Source organism: Thalassobaculum sp. OXR-137, assembly GCF_034377285.1.
Lineage (GTDB): Bacteria > Pseudomonadota > Alphaproteobacteria > Thalassobaculales > Thalassobaculaceae > Thalassobaculum.
On the sequence record NZ_CP139715.1, the window covers coordinates 5,103,060 to 5,119,175 of the forward strand.

Sequence of the window (16,116 nt, forward strand, 5' to 3'; positions counted from 1 at the left end):
GGGCGCACTCTAATCGGCATTCATCATCTGGCAAAGACCAGCAGCACGACGATGCCGACGGCGACCATACTCATGCCGATCATCTCGCGCAGACTGGGGCGTTCCTTGAACACCAGGATCGACACCGTGATGGCCAGCACGAACTCGATCTGGCCCACCGCCTTCACGTAGGACGCCCGCTCGATCGTCATGGCGGTGAACCAGCCGGCGGAACCGAGCGCGCTGGTGAAGCCGACGAAGATGGCGGCCTTCCAGGCCCGGCCGATGGCGCGAACCTCCCAGGGCCGGCTGGCCACCACATAGACGCCGAGACCGACCGCCTGCATCACCACCACCGTGACGAAGGTGATCGAGGCGGTGGTCATCACGTCCGGGTCGCCGAACGACAGGCTCGCCTGCCGCAGGAACAGGGAAGCGAGCGCGAAGAACAGGCCGGAGAGCAGGCCGATCCCGGCCGCCCGATTGAAGGCCGATGCGAGGAGCGACGTCATCCCCACCCCCTGGCGCGCCAGGCTGATCAGCATCACGCCGGCGCCGCTCACCAGGATGGCGGTCCAGCCGGCGGCATCGATCGACTCGCCGAACAGGGTGGCGCCCAGGATCGCCGTGGGGATCGTCTCGGTGCGGGCGTAGGAAGAGCCGACGGCGAAGTTGCGCAGACCGAACAGCTTGACCAGCAGCACCGTCGCCAGGATCTGTGCCACGGCCGTACCCGCACACCACAGGAAGAAGACCGGATGGATGTCCGGCGCCGGCGTGCCCCGCAGGTGGAGCGCATAGGCCATGTAGCCGAACGCGAAAGGGACTCCGAACAGGAACCGGACCCAGCCGGCACTCCAGGCCGACATAGACCCCGCCAGATGCTTCTGCCCGGCATTGCGAGCCGTCTGCGCAAAGGCGGCTAAGGCGGCGATGATCGCCCAGATTGGCATGAGGAGTCCTCCCGCTCCCGAGCCTAGCGCCCCGGATCGGGTGGGGAAGCCGTCAAATTCGCCATGCTGGTTTGCGGTTTAGGCGTTATAGGCTCAGGGATATGAGAGCACGCGACGAGGGAGTGGGCGGCGAACGGCTGCGCCAGGCGGCCAATCAGGGCTTGCGCGTGGCCCTGCTCGGCCGCGGGATCGCCCTCGGGGTGGCGGCCCTATGGCCGCTGATCTTCTCCACATCCGCCATCCTGGTGAGCGTGCTGATCGCCCTGTCGGCCCTTGCCGGGCTCGGCTATCGCCGGATCGTCGGCTCGGAATACGACCATCCGATCTACCGCTACGTCATTTTCACCGCCGACATCCTGCTCGTCGGCGCGATCTTCGCCGTGCTGCCGCTCAGCGTCAGCGAGGAGGTGCCGCAGCATTTCGCCTTCCGGGCCTACGGCATCCATTATTTCCTGCCGATCCTCGGGGCCGCCGCCCTGGCGCTCTCGCCGGGCCTGATCCTGTGGTGCGGCAGCGTCATCGTGGCCACCTGGGCGGCGACCTTCTCGTGGATCACCGCGTCGATGGAGCATCCGCTCCGGTGGAGCGACCTCGGCGAGCCCTACAGCTACCGCGACCTGATCCTGCACCCGGACTTCGTCAATTCGGGCGGTCGGATCGAGGAATGCCTGGCGATCCTCATCCTGACGGCGCTGATCGCCTTCGCGGTGCATCGGGCCCGCCGGGTGGTAGCGCTGTGGATCCGCTCGGAAACCGGGCGACAGCGGATCACCGGCCTGTTCGGCCGCTTCGCGCCGCCGGAGATCGTCTCGCAACTGGCCGAGGACGGGGCCAATCTGGAACCGACCAAGCGCCAGGCGACGGTGCTGTTCACCGACATCGAAGGGTTTACCAGCCTGTCGGAGACCCGGACGCCGGACGTGGTTCTCGCCCTGCTGAACGCCTATTTCGAGCGGGTCGGCGCCATTGCCGCCCAACGCGGCGGGGTGATCGTCAATCTCCACGGGGACGGCCTGCTGATCGCCTTCAATGCCCCGGCCGACGTGCCGAACCACGCCGCCGCGGCGCTGGAGACGGCCACGGAGGTGCTGACCGCCATCGAAGCCGAGACGTTCAACGGCGAACGCATCGCCGTGCGCGTCGGCATCCATACCGGCGAGGTCGTCGCCGGGCTCGCCGGCAGCCGCGAGCGCCAGACCTACACGGTGTACGGCGACACGGTGAACGTGGCCGCCCGCCTGGAGCAGCTCAACAAGGAGCACGGCACCCGGCTGATGATCAGCGCGGAAACGGCGAAGGCCGCAGGGGGTGCCGGCGGCCTTCGGGATCTGGGCGAGGTGTCCGTCCGCGGCCATGCGGCCGGCATCCGGGTGTTCGGCGGCAGCTAGAGTGTGATCGGATCATGCTCTAACCTATTAAAAAATATATTTAATTCACACGATCCGCTCTAGGCGAACAAAGCGAGCAGCGCGCCGGGTCGCCGGTTGGCGATGCCGACGGTCTCTATGGAAAGCTGCTGGCGCACCTGCTGGGCCGTCAGTTCGGCGGAAGCACGCGCGAGATCGGCATCGACGATATTGCCGAGCCCGACCTCGGCCGCGTCCTGGAGCGATTCGTTGAAGCCGATCTGGGTTTCGATGAACCGCGCCGACGCTCCCAGCCCGCCCAAGGCGATACCGACAGTTTGAATGGCATCGACCACATAACCGTCGGCAGCCTCGGCATTGACGAGATCATCCAGATTCGCATCCGGGCGGCCGAACTCCAGGTCGACCGCCTGAAGGCGATAACTGTCGATCATATAGGTGCCACCCTGGATGTTCGTCAGGACGGTGATCGGGGTGGACACGGTGTTGATCAGGTTTGTGCCATTGAAGCTGGCATCGATAACAAGCTGATCGAACTGGTCGCGCAGATCATGGAAGTCGTTGGTCAGGATCTGACGCTGCTGATCGGTAAGCCCGGGATTGCGCCCGGCAATCGATTTCTCCCGCATATCGGTCAGGAGGTCCGACAGGACGGTCGCACCGGCGATGCCGACCTTCACGAGCCCGAGTGCGGTTCTCAGCCCCTGATTGACCGCATGATATGCCTCGATCTCCGCCCGGATGCCCTGGGCGATCGCGAAATTGGAGGCGTCCTCAAGAGCACCGCTCACACGCAGACCCGTCGAGACCTGCCGCTGCACGGCCTCGGTGGTGCGATTGATGAGATTGAGAGTATGGAGCGCGGAGAACGCGCTCACATTTGTCCTGATGGAATTTTTTACCGCCATCCCAGTCGCCCGTTCTGACCGACAAAGACTCCCCTTTCTGGGGAGCTGGGAGGATTACCATAAAAACTAGCGGGGTTAAATAGCCCCGCGCAAATTATGGATTCAATCAGGCCACCTGATGCGCCCCCAGCCCAAGCAGGGCCCGGCGGCGCAGCCAGAGCGACGGGCGGTAGCGCGGATCCTGGGTGGCGTCATGGATCGCGGAGAGGATCTCGTAGGTCCGCTTCACCCCCATCTCCTCGGCGATCTCCAGCGGGCCCTTCGGATAGTTCAGGCCGAGCTTCATCGCCGTGTCGATATCCGACGGCGTGGCCAGGGCGATCTGCGCCATCTCGCAGCCGAGATTGGCGATCATCGCCCGCATCCGTTGCAGGATGAAGCCGGGGCTGTCCTGGATCACCGTCGGTGCGATGCCGGCCTTGGCGAAGGCCGCCGCCACCGCATCGCGATGGGCCGGATCGGCCGCCGGTGCGGTCATCAGGGTGACGCGCTTCGACGTATCGCCGGTCGTATCGACCGCCACCAGGCGGGTGTGGTCGGTGCCGGTGCGCGCCGCGAAGCCGGTCGCGTCCTCACCGTACAGGGCGGCGACGATGGGCAGCTGGCCGTCGTCGTTGCGGACGCTCAGCCCGGCCCGCTCCAGCAGCTCGGCCAGCGCCTCGTCCCCGTCGGTCGCGACGGCGACGGTGCTAGCCGGGGCCGCGTCGGTGACGTGGTCGGGGCTCGGCGGGTCGATCACCTGGCCCTTGTCGTCGTAGCGGAAGTGGCCCTGGCCGGTCTTGCGGCCGAACCGTCCGGCCTCGGCCAGTGCGCGGTGCAGCGGCGTGGTGCGCAGGCGCGGGTCGTTGAGGAACTGCTCGAACACGATCATCGAGACCGGGTAGTTCACGTCGATCCCGGTCAGGTCCATGAGCTGGAACGGACCCATGCGGAAATGGCCGCAGTCCCGCATCACCGCGTCGACCTGGGCCGGCGTAGCCACCGCCTCGTGGTCGAGATGCAGGCCTTCGGTGGTGAAGGCCCGGCCGCCGAGATTGACCAGGAAGCCTGGGCTGTCCTTGACCACCACCGGGGTGCGGCCGAAGCGCTTGCCGACGGTGACCAGCTTCTCGATCACCGCGTCGTCGGTCGCCGGCCCCTGGATGATCTCCACCAGCCGCATCAGCGGCACCGGGTTGAAGAAGTGCAGGCCGGCAATGCGGCCCGGATTCTTGCAGACCCGGGCGATGGAACCGATCGGCAGGGACGAGGTGTTCGACGCGATGATCGCGTCCTCGGCGACCACGCCCTCGATGGCGGTGAAGAGCGCGCGCTTGACCTCGATATCCTCGAACACGGCCTCCACGACCACGCCGCAGGGGGCCAGGTCCTCGACACCCTTGGCGACGACCAGCTTGTCCTTCATAGCGGCGGCGGCATCCGCCTCCAGCGTGCCCTTCTCCACCAAACGGTCGAGCCGGCCGACCACCTTCTCGGCGCCGGCCTTGGCCCCGCCGTCCATGGCGTCATGGGCGACCACCTTCATGCCGCCCTGCAGCGCCACCTGGATGATGCCCTGGCCCATGGCGCCGCATCCGACGACGCCGATGACGAGGTCGGGGGAGTTCGCATCCACCATCGCTCAGACCCTCTCGATGATGACGGCCATGCCCTGGCCGACGCCGACGCACATGGTGCACAGCGCGTAGCGGCCGCCGGTCTCCACCAGCGTCTCGGTCGCGGTCTGGATCAGCCGGGTGCCGCTGGCGCCCAGCGGATGGCCGAGGGCGATGGCGCCGCCGTTCACGTTCACCCGGGGATCGTCGTCCTTCAGGCCGAGCTCGCGCATGCTGGCGAGCACCTGGCTGGCGAAGGCCTCGTTGAACTCCATCACGTCCATGTCGTCGATGGAGAGGCCGGCGATGCGCAGCGCCTTCTGCGACGCCGGGGCCGGGCCGATGCCCATGATGCGCGGCTCAACGCCGGCCGCGGCGGCGGCGATGATCCGGGCGCGCGGGGTCAGACCGTGCTTCTTGGCGGCGGACTCGCTGGCGATAAGCATGGCGGCCGAGCCGTCGTTGACCCCGCTGGCATTGCCGGCGGTGACCGAGCCGCCGTCCTTGCGGAACGGGGTCGGCAGCTTGGCCAGCTTCTCCAGGGTGGTATCCGGGCGCGGATGCTCGTCGGTATCGACCACGATCACGTCGCCCTTGCGGCCCTTGATCTCGACCGGGACGATCTCCTTCGCCAGACGGCCACGTGCCATGGCCTCGCCGGCCTTGCGCTGGGAGTTATAGGCGAACAGGTCCTGGTCCTCGCGGCGGATCTGGTACTTCTCGGCCACGTTTTCGCCGGTCTCCGGCATGCTGTCGGTGCCGAAGCGCTTCTCCATCTCCGGATTGACGAAGCGCCAGCCGATGGTGGTGTCGTGCATCTCGGCGGTGCGGGCAAAGGCGGTGCCGGCCTTGGCCATGACGAAGGGCGAGCGGGTCATGCTCTCCACCCCGCCGGCGATGGCGAAGTCGCCCTCCCCGGTCTTGATCTGACGGGCCGCGTCGGCGACCGCCATCATGCCCGAGGCGCAGAGCCGGTTCACCGTGACGCCCGGAACGCTGGCCGGGATGCCGGCCAGCAGCAGGGCCATGCGGGCGATGTTGCGGTTATCCTCGCCGGCCTGGTTGACGCAGCCGTAGAACACCTCGTCCAGCGCTTCCCAGTCGGCCGACGGGTTGCGCTCCATCAGCGCCTTCAGCGGGACGGTCGCCAGGTCGTCGGTGCGCACCTGGGCGAGCGCGCCGCCGTACCGTCCGATCGGGGTGCGGACAGCGTCGCAGATGAAGGCCTCGGTCATGGTTTCCTCCGGAAGCGGGTCTTTTTTCGGCATCTGATGTGCCATGCAGGGTTGGGAGGGTCAATCGACCCGGATGTCAGGCGGTGATGACGATCTTGCCGAAATGGCCGGCCGCCTCCATGGCGCGATAGGCCGCCTTGGCGTCGTCGAAGGCGAAGGTCTGGTCGATTACCGGCTCCAGCTTGTGCAGCGAGATCGCGGCGTTCATGTCGGCGAACATCTTGCGGGAGCCGACATAGATCCCCTGCACCATCAGCGACTTGCGCATGATCAGCGTCGGGTTGATCTCGCCGCCGGTCAGCACGCCGATCAGGCCGATGGAGCCGCCGACCCGGGTCGCCGCAATCGAGCGCGCCAGGGTGCCGGCACCGCCGACCTCCACCGTGGTGTCGGCGCCGACCCCGCCAGTCAGGTCCATCACCGCGTCCTGCCAGTCCGGCGTCGTGCGGTAGTTCACCGTCTCGTCGGCGCCCATGGCCCTGGCCCGCTCCAGCTTCTCGTCGCTGGAGGACGTCAGGATCACCCGCGCGCCCATGACCTTGGCGAACTGCAGGGCGAAGATGGAGACGCCGCCGGTGCCGAGCAGCAGGACCGTCTGGCCCGCCTTGACCTTGGCAACCTCGGCCAGGGCATGCCAGGCGGTCAGCGCCGCACAGGGCAGCGTCGCGGCCTGCTCCAGGGAGAAGTGGTCCGGGATCGGGATCAAGCCGCCGGCCTTCAGCACCACCTCCTCTGCCAGCACGCCATCCAGGGCGCCGCCGAGCGCGCTGTTCATCACGTCCACCGAGCACGGCCCGGCCGGCCAGTCCTGGAAGAAGCAGGAGGCGACCCGGTCGCCCACCTTCAGCCCGGTCACGCCGGGACCGACCGCGGCGATCGTGCCGGCACCGTCGGAATTCGGGATGCGCGGATAGGGCAGGTTGCGGGCCTTGGGATCCTTGATCGTCATCAGGTCGCGGAAGTTGATCGACGATGCCGCGATCTTCACCCGAACCTCGCCCGGACCGGGTTCCGGCGTGGCGATTTCGGCGAGATTGAGGGCGTCGATGCCGCCGTCTGAAACGATCTGCCAGGCTTTCATGATCCGTATCCCTTGGTGGAAAGGAGGCCGCCGGAGCAGCTTCGGCGCGAGCATTCAGCATTCACCCGCCGGCCGTCAACGCACCCTCGCCGTCAGCCGTTCTCCGCCAGCAGACCCGAGGCGAGGTGCCGGAAGGTGTCAACCGCACGGGGCAGGACAGTCGCCGGGTCCTCGCTGGCTGCGATCCACAGGGCCGCGTTCAGGGCGACCCCGCTCAGCAACCGGGCCGCCGCCTCGGGGTCGACCGGCTTCATCACGCCTTCGGCGATGAGCTGCTTCACCGCCTTAAGCGTGACTTGCAGGCAACTGTCCTGGCTCGGCCATTGGGCCGGATCGCCCAGGACGGCCGGACCGTCGAGCAGAACGATTCGGCGGACTTCCGGGTTCAGCGCCATCTCGATATAGGCCTCGGCCTCGGCGAGGAGGGCGTCCCAACCCGTCGCCTGCCTGGCGCCGATCTCCTTCGCTCGGCTCGCCATTTCGGTGTCGATCTGACCGACCACGGCGGCCAACAGGCCGCGCTTGTCGCCGAAATTATGATACAGCGCCCCCCGCGTCAGGCCGGCGGCAGCCGTCAGCTCATCCATCGACGCGGCAGCGAATCCCTTCTCGGCAAAGGCCTTGCGCGCGGCCGCTATCAGCGCCGCCCGGTTCTTCTCCATCGTCTCGATCCGCTTGGCCACGCAGTCAGCCCCCGATTTCACATACGCTTCGTATTTCAATTTGACATACGAACCGTATGCCACCACTTCACATACGAAGCGTATCCCAAACTCCAAGTGTGTGGGAACGCCATCCACCAACCTGCAAAGGTCTCAATCATGCCCCCCGACGCAATCTTCCCCGCCAATCCGAACCGCCACGCTCTCTACGAGAAGCACGGATACTCCGCCGCCATCCGTTCAGGCGACCTGCTCTTCGTCTCGGGACAGGTCGGCAGCCGCGACGACGGCTCGCCCGAACCGGATTTCAAACGGCAGCTGCAGCAGGCGTTCGATAATCTCGCCGCCGTCCTGAAGGCCGCTGGCGCATCGTTCGACGACGTCATCGACGTGACCAGCTTCCACACCGATCCGGAAACCCAGTTCGACGCCGTCATCGAAGCGAAGAACCGCGTCTTCCCCGAAGCCCCCTTCCCAAGCTGGACAGCGGTCGGCGTCACCTGGCTGGCCGGCTTCGACTTCGAGATCAAGGTCGTGGCCCGGCTGCCCAACGCCGCCTGAACTAGCGTCCCTTGATGGAAAAGATCTCCCGCGCCTCGTCCGGTGTCGCGACCTTGGAGCCGAGCGCCTCGACGATGGTCACCGCCCGCTCCACCAGCGCGGCGTTGGACGGGGCCAGCACCCCGCGGTCGAGATACAGATTGTCCTCCAGCCCGACCCGCACGTGACCGCCCAGGATCACCGCCTGGGCGGCCATCGGGAACTGCATCCGGCTGATGCCGAAGCCGGACCAGATCGCGCCGTCCGGCAGCAGGCTGGCGAGGTAGGTCATGGTCTCCGCCGTCGCCGGCGCCCCCCAGGGAATGCCGAGGCAGAGCTGGAACATCGGCGGCGCGTCGACCAGCCCCTCCTTGACCAGCTGGGCCGCCAGCCGGGCGTGGCCGGCGTCGAACACCTCCAGCTCCGGCTTCACGCCGCTGTCGCGGATCCGCGCCGCCATCTCGCGCAGATGGGCTGGGGTGTTCATGAACACATGCTCGCCGAAATTCATCGTCGCGATGTCCAGCGTGCACACTTCCGGCCGCAGCTCGTCCACATGGTCGACGCGCTCCTGCGGCGACTTCAGGGTGGTGCCGGGAGCCGGCACCATCGGATCCTGGGTGCCCGGGATGTAGCGGGCGCCGGGGCCGGTGGTCAGGTTGAGCACCAGCTTCGAGCCCGCCTCGCGGATCCGCTCCACCGTCTCGCGGTAGAGCGCCGGGTCCATCGACGGCTTGCCGGTGGCGGGATCGCGCACATGAATATGGGCGATGGCGGCGCCGGCCCGCTCGGCCTCCAGGGCGGAGGTGGCGATCTGCTCCGGACTGACCGGGACGGCGGGATTCTTGTCCACCGTGTCGAAACCGCCCGTCAGGGCGCAGGTGATTACGGTCTTCTCGTTCAAGGTCTTCCTCCCATTCCGCCGCCGCTTATACGCGCGCTTGTATACCATCTCTCAATCGGCATACTCCCCTTACATGGAGTCGGGACACAACCCGGCCTTGAGCAGAACAGATGGAGGATTCGATGAAAATGACACTGCGCGCCTGCGCGGTGGCCGCGATGTCTTGCGCCGCCGCCCTCACCTTCACCGGCGCTGCGTCGGCCGAGGTCAAGCTGCCCGACACCCTCGTATGGTCGGCCTACGACACCGGCTCCTCGGGCCATGCCCAGTCGGTCGCCATCGGCAAGGCGTTCAAGGAGAAGTACGGAGTCAACGTCCGCGTCCTGCCGGGCGCCAACGACATCGCGCGGCTGACGCCGCTGCGGGTCGGCAAGGTCGATGCCGTCTCCAACGGCGTCGGCACCTATTTCGCTCAGGAAGGTGTCTTCGAGTTCGCCAAGCCGGAATGGGGTCCGCAGGCGGTGCGGCTGATCATGTCCTCCAAGGGCAGCGCCGGCCTGATGGTCGGTGTCGCCGAGGATACCGGCGTCAAGGAAGTCAAGGACCTGCGCGGTAAACGCGTGGCCTGGGTGAAGAGCGCGCCGGCGCTGAACCACAACGTCACCGCGATCCTGGCCTTCGCCGGACTGACCTGGAACGACGTCGAGAAGGTCGAGTTCGCCGGCTTCGGCGCTTCCTGGGAAGGCATGACCAACAACCAGGTCGATGCCGCCTTCGCGATCACCGTCTCCGGCAGCACCAAGGCGGTCGCCGCCAGCCCGCGCGGCCTGCTCTGGCCGGGCCTGCCCTTCGCCGACAAGGCCGGCTGGGACCGCATGATGGCGGTCGCCCCGTACTACACGAAGAACAAGGTCACCGCCGGGACCAACGTCCCCAAGGAAGGCATCCAGGGTCAGGCCTATCCCTATCCGATCCTGACCGTGCGCGAGGACATGACCAGTGAACTGGCGCATGCGATGACCACGGCCCTGATCGAGTCCTACGACCTCTACAAGGACGGTGCCCCGGGTGCCGCCGGCTGGGCGCTGGAGAACCAGACCTTCGAGTGGGCGGTTCCGTATCATGACGGGGCCATTGCCGCCTTCAAGGATGTCGGCGTGTGGACCGACGCGATGCAGGCCCATAACGACAAGCTGGTCGCCCGTCAGAAGGTCCTGATCGACGCCTGGGCCGCCTTCACCAAGAACGCCCCCTCCGACGAGGAGGCCTTCGTGACGGCGTGGGCCGAGGCGCGTATCGCCGCCCTGGAAGCCGCCGGTCTCAATCCGGTGATCCGCTGATCCCCGTGCAACGCATAGAGAAGTCGCGCCCATGAGCGGGACCACTGCCAATGACGCGGTGACGGAGACCATCCGTCACCGCGTTCTCGCACCCGGCTGGACGGCGTTGATCATGGTGATGACGGCGATCGCCGTCCTGCTGTCGATCTATCAGCTGTTCAACATCGGCTCGATGATCGGCTGGGTCATGCTCGACCTGTCCTATCTCGGCCTGATCGTCGCGCTGCTGCTGCCGATCGTGTTCCTGGTCTTTCCGATGCGTGCCGCCGACAAGGACCGGCGCTCGCCGCCGATCTACGACATCGCGCTGTTCATCGGCGCCTTCGCGCTCGGCTGCATACTGGCCTGGCTCGCCGTGCCGGCGGTCGAGGGCGGATGGGAGTATTTCGCCCCCGATTATGCCCGCATCCTCGGCTTCCTCATGTGGGCGCTGATGGTCGAGGCGGTGCGCCGCACCGGCGGGCTGGCCCTGACGGCCATCGTCGTCCTCTTCTCGTTCTATCCCCCGATCGCCGACCTGATGCCGGGACCGCTCCAGGGGGCCCAGCAGTCGCTGTGGGAGGTAAGCCAGTACTATCTGTTCTCCTCCGAGGCGATCTTCGGCATTCCCATGCGCGCCTTCGGCAAGCTGGTGATCGGCTTCGTGATCTTCGGCGTGGCCCTGCAGCATACCGGCGCCGGACGGTTCTTCATCGACCTCGCCTTCGCGCTGCTGGGCCATGTGCGCGGCGGCGGTGCCAAGGTGGCGATCTTCTCCTCGGGCCTGCTGGGCTCGATGAGCGGTTCGGTCATCACCAACGTGCTGACCACCGGCCGGCTGACGATCCCGGCCATGCGCCGCACCGGCTTCGGCAAGGAGACCGCCGCGGCCGTGGAAGCCTGCGCGTCGACGGGCGGCGTGCTGATGCCGCCGGTGATGGGCGCGACCGCCTTCGTCATGGCCTCGTTCCTGAACGTGCCCTACATTGAGATCGCGGTCGCCGCCGTGATCCCGTCCCTGCTCTACTATCTCGGCCTGTTCCTGCAGATCGACGCCTATGCCGCCCGCAAGAACCTGAAGGGCCTGCCGCGGGAGGATCTGCCGAAGCTCGGCGCGGTGTTCCGGGACGGCTGGCACTACCTGTTCGCCCTGTTCCTGCTGGTCTACCTGCTGCTCTATCTGAAGCAGGAGGCGCTCGCGCCCTACTACGCCACCGCCGTGCTGCTGATCACCAACCAGATCTTCGGTAAGCGGCTGGGCTGGGGCGACGTGAAGCATTTCCTGTACGAGACCGGACAGGTCCTGGCGGAACTGGTGGCCATTCTCGGTGCCATCGGCCTGATCATCGGCGCCCTGTCGATCACCGGCCTGGTCGGCTCGATCGCCACGGATCTGGTGCTGCTGGCCGGCGGCAACGTCTACGCCCTGCTGCTGATGGGGGCGGCGACCAGCTTCGTCCTCGGCATGGGGATGACCGTCACGGCGGCCTACGTGTTCCTGGCCATCGTGCTGGCCCCGTCCCTGGTGACCTCCGGTCTCGATCCGATGGCCGTGCACATGTTCATCCTGTACTGGGGCATGTTGTCGTTCATCACCCCGCCGGTGGCACTCGGCGCCTTCGCGGCGGCGACGATCTCCGGGGCGACGCCGATGCGGGCCGGGTTCGCCGCAATGCGGCTGGGCTCGATCATCTACTTCATCCCGTTCTTCTTCGTGCTGGAACCGGCCCTGATCCTGAACGGGGCGCCCATGGACATCGTCATCGTCCTGGCCAGCGCCCTGGCGGGTGTCCTGCTGATCGCGTCGTCGACCCAGGGCTATCTTCTGGGCTACGGCAGCTTCGGCGACGGCCCGATGTCGATGCTGGTACGGTCGATCGTCTTCTTTGGGGGGCTGCTCTTCGCCTTCCCCGGCAGCGACGATCTCGGTGTCGGCCATTGGGACGCGGTGTTCGCCGGTGTCGTCATCGCGGGGATCGGCCTGGGCCTCGGCCTGCTGACCCGAAAGCCGGTACCAGGCTGACGGCGGGCTGCGCCATCGACCACAAAAAGGGGAGGCGAAAGCCTCCCCTTTTCGTTGGTGCATGTGGACGCGTCAGGCGGTGTCCGACCGCGGTTCGCTCATCAGCCCCTTCACGATGGCGTAGCATGCCAGCAGCAGGACCGCCGTGAACGGCAGGCCGGTCGACACGGCCATGGCCTGAAGCGCCTGCAACCCGCCGCCGAGCAGCAGGGCGATCGCCACCAGCCCCTCGAAGCAGGCCCAGAAGACGCGCTGCGGCACCGGGGCGTTGGTCTTGCCGCCGGCGGTGATGGTGTCGATCACCAGCGAGCCGGAATCCGAGGAGGTCACGAAGAACACGATCACCAGCACGATGCCGATGAAGGAGGTGATCTCCGCGATCGGCATCTGCTCCAGCATGACGAACAGCTTCACCGGCAGACCGGCCTCGGCGATGGCCGACACACCCGACTGCACGAAGTCGATCGCCGTGCCGCCGAAGGCCGTCATCCACAGTACCGAGACCAGCGACGGGATCAGCAGCACGCAGGTGATGAACTCGCGCACCGTCCGGCCGCGGGAGACCCGGGCGATGAACATGCCGACGAACGGCGACCAGGAGATCCACCACGCCCAGTAGAACGATGTCCAGCCCTGGGCGAAGTTCGCGTCCGTCCGCCCGATCGGGTTCGACAGGGCCGGCAGATACTCCAGATAGGCCAGGAGGTTGGAGAAGAACCCCGTGATGATCGCCATGGTCGGCCCGACCACGATGACGAACACCAGCAGCAGAAAGGCCAGGACCATGTTGATCTCGGACAGCCGCTTCACGCCGGCGTCCAATCCGGCCAGGACCGACACCAGCGCAATGGCCGTGATGCCGCAGATCAGCAGCACCTGGGAGACCTCGCTCACCGGGATTCCGAACAGGAACTCGAGCCCCGCATTGGCCTGGGACGCGCCGAGACCGAGCGAGGTGGCGAGCCCGAACAGGGTCGCGAACACCGCCAGGATGTCGATGACGTGTCCGGTCCACCCCCATACCGCATCGCCGAAGATCGGGTGGAAGGCGCTGCGGATCGTCAGCGGCAGGCCCTTGTTGTAGGAGAACAGGGCCAGGGCCAGCGCCACGATGGCATAGATCGCCCAGGGATGAAGACCCCAGTGGAAGATCGTCGCGGCCATGCCGAGCGCCTTGGCGGCTTCGACGTCGCCCGCGGCACCGGCCAGCGGCGCCCAACTTTCGGGCGACCCGGCACCCTCGGCCAGCGATGCGCTGAAATGAGAGATGGGCTCGGAGACACCGTAGAACATCAGCCCGATGCCCATGCCGGCGGCGAACAGCATCGCGAACCAGCCGCTGTAGGAGTATTCGGGCCGGGCATCGCGACCGCCAAGCCGGACCTTGCCCAGCGGCGTGACGATCAGCACCAGGCACAGGATCACGAAGATGTTGGCGGCGCCGATGAAGAACCAGTCGAAGGTCGATGTCAGCATCTCGCGCAGGGCGCCGAACGCCTGCTCCGCCTGCTCCTGCAACGCCAGGGTCAGCACGACGAACGCGACGATCACCAGGCCGGAGATCATGAAGACCGGGTTGTGGATGTCGAGGCCGAACGGCCCCAGATTGGTTTTGATGTTGTCCTGGCCGATCTCGTAATCGGTATCAATCAGATCCGCCGGCCCGTCGGGCGGCTTCACGGCGTGGTCGGACATATGGTTCCCTCTCGTTTCGGTTTTACAGCGCTCAGCGAGCCCCCCTTGGTCCCGGCCTCACCAAGTCCGAACCCGATTAGGGACGGATGGTTCCGGCGGAGATGAAAGATCGACGCTCCGAAGGCCGGCGCGCAGTCGACCGACGATGGCCGCGATCCCATCTCCCTGGTTCGCCGCCGGTTGCCCCGGCTGTTGGACGACACCGCGCATCGGTGTCGCATTGACGAAACGCTACCCTAACCTGAAATGCCGTTTGGTCACAAATCGACGCACCGACCTTGAACTGTCCTGAATGCGACACGAGTCATCCGCGCCGCCGGGCACCCGTCCCGGTTGCGGCGATCCGGCCCTGGCCGGACCGGGCCGTCAGGCGTCGAGCTTGTGCTTCAGGATCTTGCCCGCAGCAGTCGCCGGAAGGTTGTCGCGGAACTCCCAGCGGCCGGGCCGCTTGTAGGCCGACAGCTTGTCCGTGACGAAGCGGGCCAGATCGTCGGCACTGGGATGCCGGCCCTGCACCGGCTGCACGAAGGCCACGACCTCCTCGTTGCCGTCCTTCGCCGGCCGGCCGACGACCGCGCACAGGGCGACGTCGGGATGCAGCAGGATCGCCGCCTCGACCTCGGGCGGATAGACGTTGAAGCCGGAGCGGATGATCAGCTCCTTGCGCCGGCCGACGACGTAGAGCAGGCGGTCGGCGGTCAGGCGGCCGAGATCGCCGGTCCTGAACCACAGCCCGTCATGCACCGCGGCGGTCTCCTCCGGCGCCTTGTAGTAGCCCTTCATGACCAGCGGGCCGGAGACCTGGATCTCTCCCACCGTATCGGGCGGCAGGATCTCGCCGTCATCGGCGACGATGCGCACCTGGACGTCGGGGATGATCTCGCCGGCCGTATCGTCGTCGCGCGGACGGTCGATATCGGTCACCGAAATCGTCGGCGCCGTCTCGGTCATTCCGTAGCCGTTATGCAACGGCACGCCGAACGCCGCCTCCACCCGTTTCTTCAATCCGAGGTCCAGCGGCGCGCCGCCGGAGGACAGATATCGGATCCGGCCCGGATCGAGGGCGCGGCCACGGATGGTGGTCAACTCAAGGAGTCGCGCGTACATCTGGGGGACTCCGTTGAACAGGCTGATCGCCCCGCTCTCGATCGACGCCAGGGCATGCTCGGCCGAAAACCGGGGAATCAGGTCGACCCGGCCGCCCATGTACATGTTGCCCAGATACACCGATGCCAGCCCGAACACGTGACTGATCGGCAACACGCCGTAGATCCGGTCGCCCGGCGTCACCCGCCTGGATTCCCCCGAGCGCGCGCCGATGAACAGCAGGTTGCGGTGGGTCAGCATCACGCCCTTCGGCTTCCCAGTGGTGCCGGAGGTGTAGATCATCACCGCCACCCGGTCGGCCGGCTCGTCGCCGCTCTCGTTCACCGCCGGATCGGCATCGTCGAACGCCGCCAGGGTGGCGCCCAGGTCCTCCAGATCGGCCACCGGGCCCGCCCCGTGACGGGCGCCATGGCTCTTCGCCTCGTCGGAGACCGACTCCGTATAGAGCGCCAGCGTCGGCCGGGCATGGTCGCGGATCGCGTCGATCTCGCCGGAGGACAGCCGCGCGTTGATCGGGATGGCCCAGGCGCCCAGCTTGGCCGCCGCCAGGACCGACAGGGCGGTGGCGAAGCCGTTCTCGCCGACGATGTAGAACCGGTCGCCGGCCGCCAGCCCGCGCGCCGCCAGGGTGGCGGCCAGCCGGGTCGACCGGGCGTCCGCCTCGCCGTAGGTCATCACCCTGTCGCCCTCGGCCAGGGCCGGGGTCGCGGGAAACCGCTCGGCCCACCAGGCCACCGGATCGGCGATCGACGCAAAGATGTCCTTCGCCGGGCGCGAGCCGTCCCAGGTATCCGTCATCGAGGGCTCC

Annotated in this window: 13 protein-coding genes; 4 read left to right on the top strand and 9 right to left on the bottom strand. The window is 67.0% G+C overall.

Annotated features, from left to right (window positions below; genetic code table 11):
* Nucleotides 1-23: 23 nt before the first annotated feature.
* Nucleotides 24-932 carry a DMT family transporter gene (locus T8K17_RS23650; protein ID WP_322332178.1) on the bottom strand — a complete coding sequence of 303 codons (909 nt, stop codon included), beginning with the start codon at nucleotides 930-932 and terminating at the stop codon, nucleotides 24-26.
* Between the two features lie 101 nt (nucleotides 933-1,033).
* On the opposite strand from T8K17_RS23650, the gene T8K17_RS23655 reads away from it, so the two are divergent.
* Entirely contained in the window at nucleotides 1,034-2,320 is a 1,287-nt protein-coding gene (locus tag T8K17_RS23655; protein WP_322332179.1) for an adenylate/guanylate cyclase domain-containing protein, read from the top strand.
* 59 nt (nucleotides 2,321-2,379) lie between these two features.
* Here T8K17_RS23655 and T8K17_RS23660 read toward each other — a convergent pair whose 3' ends face one another.
* The 5 genes from T8K17_RS23660 to T8K17_RS23680 form a co-directional block, all read right to left on the bottom strand.
* Nucleotides 2,380-3,207 carry a flagellin gene (locus T8K17_RS23660; RefSeq protein ID WP_322332180.1) on the bottom strand — a complete coding sequence of 276 codons (828 nt, stop codon included), beginning with the start codon at nucleotides 3,205-3,207 and terminating at the stop codon, nucleotides 2,380-2,382.
* A 106-nt stretch (nucleotides 3,208-3,313) separates the two neighbouring features.
* Nucleotides 3,314-4,825 (bottom strand): 3-hydroxyacyl-CoA dehydrogenase, encoded by a 1,512-nt coding sequence (locus T8K17_RS23665; RefSeq protein WP_322332181.1) that lies wholly within the window; start codon nucleotides 4,823-4,825, stop codon nucleotides 3,314-3,316.
* Nucleotides 4,826-4,828: 3 nt separating this feature from the next.
* Nucleotides 4,829-6,037 (bottom strand): 3-oxoadipyl-CoA thiolase, encoded by a 1,209-nt coding sequence (gene pcaF, locus T8K17_RS23670; protein WP_322332182.1) that lies wholly within the window; start codon nucleotides 6,035-6,037, stop codon nucleotides 4,829-4,831.
* Nucleotides 6,038-6,113: 76 nt separating this feature from the next.
* Nucleotides 6,114-7,118, bottom strand: a complete 1,005-nt coding sequence (locus tag T8K17_RS23675; RefSeq protein WP_322332183.1) for an NAD(P)-dependent alcohol dehydrogenase — start codon at nucleotides 7,116-7,118, stop codon at nucleotides 6,114-6,116.
* 92 nt (nucleotides 7,119-7,210) lie between these two features.
* Complete coding sequence (locus T8K17_RS23680) at nucleotides 7,211-7,801, bottom strand: TetR/AcrR family transcriptional regulator (protein WP_322332184.1); 591 nt, start codon at nucleotides 7,799-7,801, stop codon at nucleotides 7,211-7,213.
* 138 nt (nucleotides 7,802-7,939) lie between these two features.
* Between T8K17_RS23680 and T8K17_RS23685 the strand changes: the two genes are divergently transcribed.
* On the top strand, nucleotides 7,940-8,341 hold the full coding sequence (locus T8K17_RS23685) for a RidA family protein (protein WP_416153155.1): 402 nt from the start codon (nucleotides 7,940-7,942) through the stop codon (nucleotides 8,339-8,341).
* 1 nt (nucleotide 8,342) lies between these two features.
* Here the strand turns inward: T8K17_RS23685 and T8K17_RS23690 are convergent, their stop codons facing one another.
* Entirely contained in the window at nucleotides 8,343-9,224 is an 882-nt protein-coding gene (locus T8K17_RS23690) for a 3-keto-5-aminohexanoate cleavage protein (protein WP_322332185.1), read from the bottom strand.
* A gap of 122 nt (nucleotides 9,225-9,346) precedes the next feature.
* Here T8K17_RS23690 and T8K17_RS23695 point away from each other — a divergent pair, with 122 nt between their 5' ends.
* Both T8K17_RS23695 and T8K17_RS23700 read left to right on the top strand, forming a co-directional pair.
* Nucleotides 9,347-10,504 carry a TAXI family TRAP transporter solute-binding subunit gene (locus T8K17_RS23695; protein WP_322332186.1) on the top strand — a complete coding sequence of 386 codons (1,158 nt, stop codon included), beginning with the start codon at nucleotides 9,347-9,349 and terminating at the stop codon, nucleotides 10,502-10,504.
* A gap of 31 nt (nucleotides 10,505-10,535) precedes the next feature.
* The gene (locus T8K17_RS23700; RefSeq protein ID WP_322332187.1) at nucleotides 10,536-12,506 is read left to right on the top strand and encodes a TRAP transporter fused permease subunit; all 1,971 of its coding nucleotides are present in this window, start codon (nucleotides 10,536-10,538) and stop codon (nucleotides 12,504-12,506) included.
* A gap of 72 nt (nucleotides 12,507-12,578) precedes the next feature.
* On the opposite strand, the gene T8K17_RS23705 is transcribed toward T8K17_RS23700, so the two are convergent.
* Together T8K17_RS23705 and T8K17_RS23710 are read right to left on the bottom strand one after the other, a co-directional pair.
* A complete protein-coding gene (locus tag T8K17_RS23705; protein ID WP_322332188.1) occupies nucleotides 12,579-14,201 on the bottom strand; it encodes a BCCT family transporter in 1,623 nt (540 codons plus the stop codon).
* A 366-nt stretch (nucleotides 14,202-14,567) separates the two neighbouring features.
* The gene (locus T8K17_RS23710; RefSeq protein WP_322332189.1) at nucleotides 14,568-16,106 is read right to left on the bottom strand and encodes a class I adenylate-forming enzyme family protein; all 1,539 of its coding nucleotides are present in this window, start codon (nucleotides 16,104-16,106) and stop codon (nucleotides 14,568-14,570) included.
* Nucleotides 16,107-16,116: the final 10 nt, after the last annotated feature.